Annotated in this window: 12 protein-coding genes and 1 pseudogene; 6 read left to right on the top strand and 7 right to left on the bottom strand. The window is 67.4% G+C overall.

The annotated features are described in order from the left end of the window. Together MFF58_RS27380 and MFF58_RS27375 are read left to right on the top strand one after the other, a co-directional pair. Positions 1-131: pseudogene (locus MFF58_RS27380) on the top strand (electron transfer flavoprotein subunit alpha/FixB family protein); the annotation flags it as partial. Positions 132-345: 214 nt separating this feature from the next. Beyond that, positions 346-1,227, top strand: a complete 882-nt coding sequence (locus MFF58_RS27375) for a 3-hydroxybutyryl-CoA dehydrogenase (RefSeq protein WP_238292708.1) — start codon at positions 346-348, stop codon at positions 1,225-1,227. Positions 1,228-1,308: 81 nt separating this feature from the next. On the opposite strand, the gene MFF58_RS27370 is transcribed toward MFF58_RS27375, so the two are convergent. From MFF58_RS27370 to MFF58_RS27355, 4 genes are all read right to left on the bottom strand, one after another. After that, positions 1,309-1,614, bottom strand: a complete 306-nt coding sequence (locus MFF58_RS27370) for a hypothetical protein (protein WP_238292705.1) — start codon at positions 1,612-1,614, stop codon at positions 1,309-1,311. 111 nt (positions 1,615-1,725) lie between these two features. Beyond that, entirely contained in the window at positions 1,726-2,739 is a 1,014-nt protein-coding gene (locus MFF58_RS27365; protein ID WP_238292702.1) for an NAD(P)H-quinone oxidoreductase, read from the bottom strand. A 98-nt stretch (positions 2,740-2,837) separates the two neighbouring features. Beyond that, positions 2,838-4,079, bottom strand: a complete 1,242-nt coding sequence (locus tag MFF58_RS27360) for an ABC transporter substrate-binding protein (RefSeq protein ID WP_238292699.1) — start codon at positions 4,077-4,079, stop codon at positions 2,838-2,840. A 119-nt stretch (positions 4,080-4,198) separates the two neighbouring features. Further along, the gene (locus MFF58_RS27355; protein WP_238292695.1) at positions 4,199-4,822 is read right to left on the bottom strand and encodes a DUF938 domain-containing protein; all 624 of its coding nucleotides are present in this window, start codon (positions 4,820-4,822) and stop codon (positions 4,199-4,201) included. A gap of 263 nt (positions 4,823-5,085) precedes the next feature. Here MFF58_RS27355 and kaiC point away from each other — a divergent pair, with 263 nt between their 5' ends. Genes kaiC through MFF58_RS27335 form a run of 4 tightly spaced genes read left to right on the top strand, consistent with a single transcriptional unit; the run spans position 5,086 to position 9,183 of the window. After that, positions 5,086-6,774, top strand: a complete 1,689-nt coding sequence (kaiC, locus tag MFF58_RS27350; RefSeq protein WP_238292692.1) for a circadian clock protein KaiC — start codon at positions 5,086-5,088, stop codon at positions 6,772-6,774. Further along, positions 6,771-7,112 (top strand): circadian clock KaiB family protein, encoded by a 342-nt coding sequence (locus MFF58_RS27345; RefSeq protein ID WP_238292690.1) that lies wholly within the window; start codon positions 6,771-6,773, stop codon positions 7,110-7,112. The genes kaiC and MFF58_RS27345 overlap by 4 nt, the downstream gene beginning before the upstream one ends. After that, positions 7,109-7,426, top strand: a complete 318-nt coding sequence (locus MFF58_RS27340) for a circadian clock KaiB family protein (protein WP_238292687.1) — start codon at positions 7,109-7,111, stop codon at positions 7,424-7,426. The genes MFF58_RS27345 and MFF58_RS27340 overlap by 4 nt, the downstream gene beginning before the upstream one ends. Then, on the top strand, positions 7,426-9,183 hold the full coding sequence (locus MFF58_RS27335; protein WP_238292685.1) for an ATP-binding protein: 1,758 nt from the start codon (positions 7,426-7,428) through the stop codon (positions 9,181-9,183). Before MFF58_RS27340 ends, MFF58_RS27335 begins: the two co-directional genes overlap by 1 nt. Before the next feature lie 64 nt (positions 9,184-9,247). On the opposite strand, the gene upp is transcribed toward MFF58_RS27335, so the two are convergent. The 3 genes from upp to MFF58_RS27320 form a co-directional block, all read right to left on the bottom strand. Beyond that, a complete protein-coding gene (gene upp / locus MFF58_RS27330) occupies positions 9,248-9,883 on the bottom strand; it encodes a uracil phosphoribosyltransferase (protein WP_238292682.1) in 636 nt (211 codons plus the stop codon). Between the two features lie 460 nt (positions 9,884-10,343). Next, complete coding sequence (locus MFF58_RS27325; protein WP_238292679.1) at positions 10,344-10,808, bottom strand: DUF2852 domain-containing protein; 465 nt, start codon at positions 10,806-10,808, stop codon at positions 10,344-10,346. Between the two features lie 57 nt (positions 10,809-10,865). After that, positions 10,866-11,540: a TetR/AcrR family transcriptional regulator gene (locus MFF58_RS27320; protein ID WP_238292676.1), complete on the bottom strand. Its 675-nt coding sequence runs from the start codon at positions 11,538-11,540 to the stop codon at positions 10,866-10,868. Positions 11,541-11,727 lie beyond the last annotated feature (187 nt).

The raw sequence follows: 11,727 nt of genomic DNA, 5'->3' as shown, positions 1-11,727 counted from the left end.
AGGTCATCGTCGCCATCAACAAGGACGAGGACGCACCGATCTTCCAGGTCGCCGATTACGGCCTCGTCGGCGACCTGTTCCAGGTCGTGCCAGAACTCCAGGCCGAGATCGGCAAGGCCAAGGGTCAGTAAGCGGCAAATCGGGCGCGGCAGGCGGTCTGCGGCCGCGCCCTCCTGACGGCGGCGCGACCGTCGCCGTCAGGAGCCGGCCAGCGGGTTCCTTCCGCGCTGAAGATTGGTCTAGAAGGCGGCAACGGCAGGTCTACGCGACCGTTGCCGCATTGGCGCAGTCCGTCGATCCGGGCGGCCGTGCATCGGCATCCGTATTGGGGGCACAGGTCGGCAGATGGAAATGGTGATCAAGAGGATCGGCATCATCGGTGCGGGCCAGATGGGTAGCGGCATCGCGCAGGTCTGCGCCGCGGCCGGCCTGGACGTCCTGCTGAACGACCGCGACCCGGCGCGCCTCGAGAACGGCCTGAGCACGATCGAGGGGGGGTTCGCCCGCTTGGTCTCCAAGGGCTCCATGACGGAGAGCGAGAGCGCGGAAGCGCGGTCCCGGATCCTGCCGGCCCGGGATTACACGGCCCTCAACCCAGCCGATCTGGTGATCGAGGCCGCGACCGAGAACGAGGCGACGAAACGCGAGATCTTCTCGACCCTGTGCGCGTCGCTCCGCCCGGAGACCCTCGTCGCCACCAACACCTCGTCGATCTCCATCACCCGGCTCGCCGCCGCGACGGATCGGCCGGAGAAGTTCATCGGCATCCACTTCATGAACCCGGTGCCGGTGATGCAGCTCGTCGAGCTCATCCGCGGCATCGCCACGGAGGACACCACCTACGAGGCGGCCAAGGTCTTCATCGCCAAGCTCGGCAAGACGTCGACGATGTCGGAGGATTTTCCCGCCTTCATCGTCAATCGCATCCTGCTGCCGATGATCAACGAGGCGATCTACACGCTCTACGAGGGCGTCGGATCGGTTGAATCCATCGATACCGCGATGAAGCTGGGTGCGAATCACCCGATGGGCCCGCTGCAGCTCGCCGACTTCATCGGCCTCGATACCTGCCTGTCGGTGATGCAGGTACTCTATGAAGGTCTGGCCGACTCGAAGTACCGACCCTGCCCGCTGCTCGTAAAGTACGTCGAGGCCGGCTGGCTCGGCCGCAAGGCCAAGCGCGGCTTCTACGATTACCGGGGGCCGACGCCGATACCGACGCGCTGAGAAGCGCGGCAGGCTATCAGCCCCCTCGCCTCTCTGTCCGTCGCTGGGGGCACGAAGCGTGTGCCGCTAACCCTGTGAGGGTTACTTCGCCGCCCCACCATTCACGCCCGGCTGGGCGGGTTGCGGGTAGGAGGGATTGCCGCCCGGTACGCCGGTGCTGTTCGACGGCGACGATCCGCTCGACTGGCCGTTCACCGATCCGGTGACTTCGCGCCGCGACGCATCCTGGCTCTGGCTGGCGTAGTCCTTGGGCGAGTTGGCGCCGTTCCACGTCAGCAGGCCCACGGTGGCGATCGCCAGAAGGACGAGGCTCGCCACCAGCACCCAAAGCACGGGCTTGCCACGCTCGCCCTGCCGGCTCTCCTGCGGGTTCATTTTCTCGACCATTTGAAAACACCTCTCGGCGATACGCAGCACGCGAGAGTGCGGCCTGCGACACGATTCCGTTACCGGCCGCCAACGCGGCGCCGACGAGAGGGGTTCCTGTCGTGGGCCGGGTTACAGCCCGGTGGTGAGCAGGATCTTGCCGAGGTGTGCGCTCGTCTCCATCAGCGCGTGAGCCTTGCCGGCTTCCTCCAGCGGGAAGGTCGTGTGCGTTACGGACCGGATGCGGCCCGCGTCGAGTTCAGGCCAGACGTCCTTGCGCAGACCCTCGGCGATCGCCGCCTTGTCGGCCCGGGAGCGGGGTCGCAGGGTCGAGCCCGTGAAGGTCAGGCGGTTGCGCATGATCGGCGTGATATTCAGGCCATCGACCTTGTAGCCGCCCATTAGGGCGATCATCACCAAGCGCCCGTCCGGGGCGAGGGACTTGATGTTTCGCGCGAGGTAGCTCGCGCCGATCATGTCGAGGATCACGTCGACGCCGCGCCCGTCGGTCAGACGCTTCACCTGCTCGGCAAAATCGGCCTGCTTGTAATCGATCGCCGCGTCCGCCCCGAGATGTTCGCAGAACCGGCACTTTTCGGCGGAGCCCGCGGTGGCGAACACCGTCGCGCCGAACAGCTTCGCCATCTGGATCGCGGTGGCGCCGATGCCGCTCGAACCGCCATGCACCAGAAAGCGCTCGCCGCGGGCGAGGTGGCCGCGCTGAATGACGTTCGAGTAGACCGTGAAGAAGGTCTCGGGCAGCCCCGCCGCGTCGACCAGTGAGAACGCTTTCGGCCGCTTCAAGCAGAGCGCCGCCTCGGCCACCGCGTACTCGGCGTAGCCGCCGCTGATCACGAGCGCGCATACCTCGTCACCGAGGGAGAGGCCCGTGACGCCCTCGCCGAGGCCGACGACACGACCCGCGACTTCGAGCCCCGGAATTTCGGTGGCACCGGGCGGCGGCGGGTAGACGCCGGCCCGCTGCGCCACGTCGGGCCGGTTCACGCCTGCCGCGACGACCGCGATCAGAACCTGGCCTGCCGCCGGCTTCGGCAGGGGTGCGCTTTCGAGGGTGATCACCTCCGGCCCGCCCGAACCCGTGAAGCGAACTTGGCGCATGGTCTCGGGCAGGTCGGTACTAACCATCGTTCGGTCCTTCACGCGCGCGTCGTCCGGGCCGCGCGGAAAATCCGCGGCCCGGCTCTACTTGCCTCAGCAGTCGCGCTTGGCAAGCCGCACGGCGCTCAGCGTGCCGCCGCGCTCACGGCGGCCGGCATCACGATTTGACCCTGTGCGAGGCCCTTCGGCCAGATCGCGACCTGCTTGCCGTCCTGCCATTGCGCCATGAGGCCGGTGATGAAACCTTGCCCGTACCGGATCGAGTGCGTGAACGGGTCGTCCTTCCCGTAAAATTGCGTGCGGCCGACCGTCCCCTCCCAGTCGGTCTTCTCGAGGGCGTCGACGAGCTTGTCGGCGTCCGTGGAGCCCGCCCGCTTCACCGCGTCGGCGGCGTAGTAGACCTGATCGTAAGCCATGTAGCCCGCGTAGGATGGGTCACTCCCGAACCGTTTCTTGAATGCCTCGCTGAAGGCGAGCGACTTGCTCGTGATGGCGGCACCCGGCACCGCGATGCTCTGGAAGATCACGCCCTGCGTGGCGCCGTTGGTGTTCGACCAGAAGGTCGAGGAGGTCGCCTGCGAATTCATGCCGGTCATGGCAAGCGGCACCTTCTGGTTCTGCCACTGCACGGTCGGCTGCACGCCGACATGCGAGATGCCGGTAACGATCAGATCCGGCTTGGCCGCCTCGATCTTGTTGTAGATCGGCGTGAAGTCACCCGTATCCGGCGAGAAGCGGATGTGATCGACGACCTTCACGCCGATCTCGGGCAGGCACTTCTCGTATCCTACGTCGAGGGGCCGGGTCCAAGCCGCGTCCTCGCTCATGATCGCCGCCGTCTTCACCTTCATCAGGTCGATGAGCAGATCCTTGGTGGAATCGCAGATCGACTGAGCGAGCGCCGCGGAGGTCAGGTAGCCGTGGAAGGTGTACTTGTTGCGCGCGTAATCCTTGTGGACCGCGAGGCTGATCTCGTTCGAGGCCGCGCCCGGCGTGATCATCGGCGTCTTGAGCCGGGCCGCCCAGGGCATCAGCGCCAGCACGACCTCCGAGATGTAGCTGGCGATGACGAGATTGACCTTGTCCTCGGAGACCGCCCGCTGGAAGGCCCGGACCGCGTCGGAGGCGGAGGACTTGTCGTCGTAGGAGACGACCTGGATCTGGCGCCCGTCGATGCCGCCCTGAGCGTTGATCTCGTCGGCGGCGAGCTGCACGGCCTGCGGGATCGAGGCACCGACCACGGACTGCGCCTCGGCGATCACGCCGATCTTGATCGGGTCGGCGGCGCGCGCCGGCCCTGCCCCGATCATTCCGGCGACGGCCAGCAGGGCTGCGGCCCGGCCCGAAACGCTTCGATCCCGTGTCATCGGTTTCCTCCTGCGGACCGCGCGGCTTTTGGCGCCGGGTCGGCTTCACCGATGGATTGTGCAACGGTCCGTCGCTTGAATACAATGTGCAGTAGCGTGAAACGGCCACGAATGTTCGTTCAATCCGCGACACGCCGGTAGATCAGGCTGAGATTGTTCGCCGGCATGACGATGCGACGGGAAAGGACGAGTCCGTGCTTGGCCGCTTCGGCGGAGACGCGCTCGCGGTCGCGGACGCCCCAGTCCGGGTTCCGCGCGCGCAGGGATGCGTCGAAGGCGGCGTTGCTGTCCGCGTTGTGCCGGCCAGCCTCGCGGAACGGGCCGTAGAGGAGGAGGACGCCATCCTCCGGCAGGGCCGATCCGGCACCCGCCATCAGGCCCTCCGTGGCGGTCCAGGGTGCGATGTGGATCATGTTGATGCAGACGATCGCGGCCACGCCGGCGACCGGCCAATCGCCCCCGGCCGCGTCGAGATCGAGAGGCGCGGCGACGTTGGCGACAGCGGCCCGGCGCGCATGAGCCGCGACGCTGCGCCGGGCCGCCGGATCGGGATCGCTCGGCAGCCAAGTCAGGCCCGGCAGCGCCGCCGCGAAGTGCACGGCATGTTCGCCGGATCCGCTGGCGATCTCCAGGACGCGTCCGGTTTCCGGCAGTGCCGCACGAAGAACCTGCAGGATGGCGTCCCGATTGCGGGCGACCGCAGGCGCCACGAGGGCTTCGTCTTCCGCATTCCAGCCCAGCATGACGCTCCTCAGCGGATGGGTTCGGAGGCCGCGGCCGGTCTGTAACCGGCCGCCAATCCACGAACGAGCCAACCGCATATTGCGCTCAGGACGACCTTGCCATACCGGGTCGCGACAGGCGTTCACGCCTGTCCTGCGTGTCGCTCGTGCCGCATGGCACCATGCCGGGTTTCAAGCCGCGGAGGCCGGACCGCCGAAAGCAGCGCTCGCGAAGCGCTGGGTCCGGTTCCGGGTTCCGACAGTCGTCCAGGACATCGATCATCGTGCCTGACCAGCAAGCGAATCCGACGTTGCCCAAGGCCCCGACGGGCATCGAGGGCTTCGACGATCTGACCTATGGCGGGCTGCCGGCTGGGCGGCCGTCGCTCATCTGCGGCGCGGCGGGCTGCGGCAAGACATTGTTCGCCACGACCTTCCTGGTCAACGGCGCCACCCGCTTCGACGAGCCGGGCGTCTTCATGAGTTTCGAGGAGCGCGCCGACGATCTCGCCGCCAACGTGGCGTCGCTGGGCTACGACCTCGACGGTCTCGTGGCGGCGGGCAAGCTCGCCATCGACCACGTGCGCGTGGAGCGCAGCGAGATCGAGGAGACCGGCGAGTACGACCTCGAGGGCCTGTTCATCCGCCTGGGCTTCGCGGTGGACAGCATCGGCGCCAAGCGGGTGGTGCTCGACACGATCGAGACGCTGTTCGCCGGCTTCACCGACCCGTCTTTGCTGCGCGCCGAGCTGCGCCGCCTGTTCGGATGGATCAAGGAGCGCGGTCTCACGGCGGTCATCACGGGCGAGCGCGGCGAAGGTCAGCTCACCCGCCAGGGTCTCGAGGAGTATGTCTCCGACTGCGTGGTGCTTCTCGACAACCGGGTCGAGGATCAGATCACCACGAGGCGCCTGCGCGTGGTCAAGTACCGCGGCTCGTCGCACGGCACCAACGAATACCCGTTCCTCATCGATCACGAAGGCATCAGCGTCCTGCCAGTCACGTCGGCCGAACTGGACTACGCGGTGCCCGGCGGCGTCCTCTCGACCGGCATCGCCGGCCTGGACACGATGCTGGGGCCGGGCGGCTTCCACCGCGGCTCCAGCATCCTGATCTCCGGTCAGGCAGGCACGGGGAAGACCATGCTGGCCTCCTCGCTCGCCGACGCGGCCTGTCGGCGCGGCGAGCGCTGCTTGGTCTTCGCCTTCGAGGAAAGCGGCGATCAGATCATCCGGAATGCCCGTTCGCTGGGGCTCGATCTGGATCAGCATGTCGCGGCCGGGCGTTTGCGTTTCGAAGCCGCCCGGCCCAGCCTGTTCGGCCTGGAGACGCACCTCGCGCGCATGCACCGCGACCTCGACCAATTCCGACCGCAGGTGGTGGTGATCGACCCGATCTCGGCCCTGCGTGGCTCGGCCAGCATCTTGCAGGCGACGCTCCTGCGAATGATCGACCTGATCAAGGCCCGGGGCATCACGGCGGTCTTCACCACGCTGCGCGGTGACGGCTCCCTCATGCGAGACGACGATCTCGGCGTTTCGTCGCTGATGGATGCCTGGATCAAGCTGCAGAACCTGGAGGCCAACGGCGAACGCACGCGCACCCTCTACGTCATGAAGGCGCGGGGCATGAGCCACTCGAACCAGATTCGCGAGTTTCTCATGTCGACGGGCGGCATCCGGCTCGTGGATGCCTACATCGGTGCCGCGGGTGTTCTAACCGGAACGGCCCGCCTGATTCAGGAAACGCAGGAGAAGGCGGTCTCTGAGCTGCGCCTGCGCGAGACCGAGCGCAGCCTCCGGGACGTGGCGCGCCGGCGCTCGGCGATTGAGCGGCAGATCGAGGAGTTGCGGGCCGGTCTCGACGCGGCCCAGGACGAGGAGGAGCGGCTTCGCGCGGAGGACAGGCTGCGCGCGGCGCGGGTTGAGGCAGAGCGGCAGGAGTTGACCGCGCGACGGAGTGCTGCGGAATGAACGACATCACGCCGGACGAGCACTCCCCTGAGACGGATCCGGACCACGATCCGGGCCATTACCATCTGCGCCTCTACGTCGCCGGGCAGACCACGAAGTCCCTCGCGGCGATGACGAACCTCAAGCGTTTCTGCGAGCAGCATTTGGCCGGCCGCTACGATATCGAGGTCATCGACCTCATGGAGAATCCGCAGCTCGCCGTGGGGGATCAGATCCTCGCGATCCCAACCCTGGTGCGTCGCCTGCCCTCGCCGCTGAAGCGGATCATCGGCGACCTGTCGAATACCGAAAAGGTGCTGGTCGGCCTCGATATCCGCCCGAAGGCGGATCAGTCTTGAACGGGTCCAGGACGTCAACAACACCGGCGGACCATTACTGCCTCAGGCTGTTCGTCGCCGGAACGGTGCCGCGGTCGCTGCGCGTGGTCGAATCCCTGCGGCGGATCTGCGAGACCCACATGGCGGGCCGGTACGAGTTAGAAGTTGTCGACATCTACCAACAGCCCGATCTGGCCGAGCGCGACGGCATCCTGGCCGCACCGACACTGTTGAAGGTTTCCCCCCATCCCGAGCGCCGGATCTCAGGGGACCTCCTCGACGAGGGCCGTATCCTGCGCAGCCTCCAGATCGAACCCGTCGCGGAGACACGGTGATGAGTGTCGACGCGCTGCTGCCCGGCGACGAGCCAGGTCCGGAGGCCTATCGGACCCATATCCGGGAGCTCGAAGCGCGGCTCGAAGAGAGCGAGGAGACGCTCGCGGCCATCCGCCGGGGCGATTTCGACGCCGTGGTGGTGGAGGGACCGAACCACGAGCGGCTGGTCTACACGCTGGAGAATGCGGATCGCCCCTACCGGGTCCTCATCGAGCAGATCCAAGAAGGCGCCTTCACCCTCGGGACGGACGGCGCCCTGCTCTATTGCAACCGGCGGCTCGCCGACATGCTCGGGGAGCCGCAGGAGCGGTTGATCGGGCGCGCCCTGCGCGATTTCGTTCAGGGGGACACCGACCTCGATCACTTGGTGCGCAAGGCGATGATCAGCCCGGTGCGCGGAGAGGTGGAACTCCGGCGGGCGGCGGGAACGGAGAGCGCGACCTTCCTGTCCCTCAGCCGGTTCGAGCGTCAGGGCGACGAGCCCCTGCTTTGCGGCATCCTCTCAGACCTGACCGAACAGCGGCGCAACATGCGGGCGCTCGCCGAGGCACATGACCGGCTCCAGTCGGAGAGCGTCGAGCGGGAGCGCGTCGAGGAGGCCTTGCGCCAGTCGCAGAAGCTGGAGGCGGTGGGACAACTCACGGGTGGCGTCGCGCACGACTTCAACAACCTGCTGACCGTGATCAAGTCGTCGACTGACCTGCTCAAACGGCCCGATCTGTCCGAGGTGCGACGGCAGCGCTACGTCGAGGCGATCTCCGACACGGTGGATCGCGCCGCCAAGCTGACCGGGCAACTCCTCGCCTTCGCCCGCCGTCAGGCGCTCCGCCCCGAAGTCTTCGAGGTCGGCGCGTCGCTCCGGGCCGTCGCGGAAATGCTCGATTCGGTCACGGGCGCGCGCATCACTGTCGATGCGCAGATCCCCGACCAGCCCTGCCACATCCGGGCGGATCTCAGCCAGTTCGAGACCGCGCTCATCAACATGGCGGTCAACGCCCGCGACGCGATGGGCGGTGAAGGCACGCTGACCTTGCGGCTTCATGGCGGACGGCCGATGCCGGCCATCCGGGGTCATGCCGGCTCGCGGAGCACCTTCGCGGCCGTCTCGCTTTCCGACACCGGGATCGGGATCGCTCCCGAGGTGTTGCCGCGCATCTTCGAGCCTTTCTTCACCACCAAGGATATCGGCAAGGGGACCGGCCTGGGCCTGTCTCAGGTCTTCGGATTCGCGAAGCAGTCCGGCGGCGACGTCGACGTGTCGAGTGAGGCCGGTTCCGGCACAACCTTCACCCTCTACCTGCCGCAGGTCGAACACGGTCCCGAGAAGGCGGACGACGCACCGCGGGAGGAACGCGGGTCCGAAGGAGTCAGCCTGTGCGTCCTCGTGGTCGAGGACAACGTCGAGGTCGGACGGTTCGCGACGCAGATCCTAGAGGATCTCGGGCACCACACGGTGTGGGCGACGAATGCCGAGGATGCACTCGTCGAACTCGAACGCATCCCGTTCCGCTTCGACGCGGTGTTCTCCGACGTGGTCATGCCCGGGATGGGCGGCATCGCCCTCGCCCGGGAGTTGGAACAGCGCCTGCCCGGTCTGCCGGTTGTCCTGACCTCCGGCTACAGCCACGTGCTGGCGGAAGAGGGCGTCCACGGCTTCGACCTGATACAGAAACCCTACTCGGTCGAGCAGCTCTCGCAGGTGCTTCGCAAGTCCGTCGGGAAGAGGCGCAGGGCGGCCGGGAGGGCCAAGCTGTAGAGAGGCGGTTCCAGGCTCGGCTGTCCGGCCGGCGCGAACGTGACCGCCGCTTGCGCAACACACCTCAGCGGGTGCCGTACATCCGGTCGCCCGCATCGCCGAGACCGGGCACGATGTAGCCGTGCTCGTTCAAGTGGCTGTCGATGGCGGCGGTCCAGACCGGCACATCGGGGTGAGCGGACTGGAACTTGGCCAGCCCCTCCGGCGCCGCCAAAAGGCAGACGAAACGGAGATCCGAGGCGCCGCGGGCCTTGAGCCGGTCGAGCGCTGCGATGGCGGAGTTGGCGGTCGCCAGCATCGGGTCGAGGACCAGCACAGTCCGGTCGGCCAGATCCGACGGCGCTTTGAAATAATACTCGACCGCCTCCAGCGTCTCCGGGTCCCGGTAGAGCCCCACATGGGCGACGCGGGCCGACGGGACGAGCGACAGCATCCCGTCGAGGAAGCCGACCCCGGCGCGCAGGATCGGCGCCAGAACGAGCTTCTTCCCCTGGATCTGCCGTCCTTCCATCGGCTGGAGCGGCGTGTCGATGGTCACCGGCTCCAGGGGCAGATCCCGCGTCACCTCGTAGGCCAGGAGCATGCCGATCTCGTTTAGGATCTGGCGGAAGCCCTTGGTGGAGCGGTTCTTGTCCCGAAGATGCGTGAGCTTGTGTTGTACAAGCGGGTGATCCACCACGGTGACGCGACCCGTTGGCATGCTAATCCCCTCCGCTCCCGCCATTTGAGCAATGCCGGAGCCTGCGACGCGGTGCAACTTGCACGCTGCGGGATCGGATGAACGTCGCCAAATGAGCGGGACGCCCCGCTGAACGAGCGGGCGGGTCTTCCGGCATCCCGTCTCCTCACCGGCTTGTGCCGGGAAATGTGCCGATGGTCACTCGGCCGAGGGGCCGCGTCCGGGAGGCGTGCGGAAGGGCAGTCGGGTCGCGGTGGTGACGGACGGCATCATCGCGTCTCGGACGCGGCCATGAGGCTGCGAGCCATTGCGATGATCGGGCCTCGGAGCGCCAAGCGGGTCGTGCCGAGGCGGTCCGACCGCCGGCATGATCTTACCCCCTGACCGTCGAGGTCGGCTGTGTCCTCGATCCGACGCCGACGATCCACGCATCGTGGATGCGTGACGCGGTCCGGGCCGATCAGCCCGGACCGCGACCGTGTCAGACGGAGCGGGTCTCGCCACCCTCGTGGCGGCGCTTGGCCATGAACGCGTCGAACTGCTCGCGATCCTTGGCGCGCTTCAACTCCTCGACGAACTCCGCGAAGGCCCGGCTCTCCTCCGCCAGGGCGCGGCGCTGCGCCTCCAGCCGGTCGAGCTCGGCGCGGCGGTAGGCGTCGAAGGCAGCGTTGCCGCTGGAGTCGCGGCGGCTCGCCGCCTCGAAGGCACGGGCAAACCGCGATGCCGGCCGAGCACTCTCGAAATCGGAAACCGCGCGACGCGCTTGGTCACGCAGTTCGGCGAAAGCGGGGTAGCCAGCGAACTTCCAAGCGACGAGCGCCAGACCCACCGGCCACCAGTAGATGAAACCGACGACGATGGCGCCGATCTCGAGAGACCGACGCGGAAACGGGCCGGACCGGCCGAGCCGGCCGTTCGCCCAGGGAGAGGAGGATTGAGAAGTCACGGCAGTGCTCCGCTGTCCATGTGAACGCGGTTAACATGCGTGTGACGCGTGCGCCTTTCAAGGCCGGTCGGATCGGGGGTCGCGCTCGTCGCGCCGCGCCGCGCCGTGAACCAGCGCGAGGACTCCGGCCCGCAGGAGTTCGTACTTGTCGGGGAAACCCGGCCCGCGCGGCAGGTGCCCGGCCGCCGAGAGTGTCGCCAGGCCGTGGGCCAGCGCCCATACCTCCAGGGCGATGAAGCGCGGCGCGACACCGCCGAAGCCGTCGGTGAACGTCGCTTGCAGGGCCTCGACCAGCAGGTCGAACGGGCTCGGTCGCGCGGCGGGGCTGGCAGAAGCCAAGCCGGCCTCATCGCTGGCTGCGCCCTGCCCTCCCCGGGTTTCGAAGATGGCCGCATAGTAGGCGGGTTCCTCTTCCGCGAAGGCGAGGTAGGTCTCGCCCATGCGGGTAAACCGCTCCAACGGTGTTCCCCGCGACGTCAGGGCCCGGGCAAGCCGGGCCGCGAGTTCCGCGAATCCCCGCCCCGCAAGTTCCTCCAGCAGGGCCTCGCGACCGCGGAAGTGGCGATACAGGGCCGCGGGGGTCACACCGACGAGGCGCGCGGCATCGACCAGCGTGAAACCACCGATACCGCGCTCAGCGATGAATCGGCGCGCGGCCTCGATGAGGGCCTCTTTCAAGTTACCGTGATGATAATTGCGCCGATCGTTCGGTCCGTCCCGCCAGGGTCGCAAGATGACACATCCTCTACGCGCTCGAACGCACCTCGCAGAAGGATCGCCATGCTGTCGACTGCGATGTCCAGCAGAAGATTGCCGTTCGTGCGAGGCTTGTGCTGGCATTACGGGCGAGCAGCGCAAATGTTTCGAGCGTTCGTTGCGGGCGGTCGCTTGACCGCTCCGCGCTGATGCAACATTGTTA

This window comes from Methylobacterium longum, from assembly GCF_022179385.1.
GTDB classification, from domain to species: Bacteria; Pseudomonadota; Alphaproteobacteria; order Rhizobiales; family Beijerinckiaceae; genus Methylobacterium; species Methylobacterium longum.
Note: the sequence above shows the minus strand (reverse complement) of the source record. Positions and strands in the feature narration are given on the sequence as shown.

Bases quoted from the DNA above. Each gene is read 5' to 3' on its own strand.
- upp (WP_238292682.1), bottom strand. From the start codon at position 9,883: ATGCCAACGGGTCGCGTCACCGTGGTGGATCACCCGCTTGTACAACAC.
- MFF58_RS27375 (WP_238292708.1), top strand. From the start codon at position 346: ATGGAAATGGTGATCAAGAGGATCGGCATCATCGGTGCGGGCCAGATG.
- MFF58_RS27370 (WP_238292705.1), bottom strand. From the start codon at position 1,614: ATGGTCGAGAAAATGAACCCGCAGGAGAGCCGGCAGGGCGAGCGTGGC.
- MFF58_RS27360 (WP_238292699.1), bottom strand. From the start codon at position 4,079: ATGACACGGGATCGAAGCGTTTCGGGCCGGGCCGCAGCCCTGCTGGCC.
- MFF58_RS27365 (WP_238292702.1), bottom strand. From the start codon at position 2,739: ATGGTTAGTACCGACCTGCCCGAGACCATGCGCCAAGTTCGCTTCACG.
- MFF58_RS27335 (WP_238292685.1), top strand. From the start codon at position 7,426: ATGAGTGTCGACGCGCTGCTGCCCGGCGACGAGCCAGGTCCGGAGGCC.
- MFF58_RS27355 (WP_238292695.1), bottom strand. From the start codon at position 4,822: ATGCTGGGCTGGAATGCGGAAGACGAAGCCCTCGTGGCGCCTGCGGTC.
- MFF58_RS27345 (WP_238292690.1), top strand. From the start codon at position 6,771: ATGAACGACATCACGCCGGACGAGCACTCCCCTGAGACGGATCCGGAC.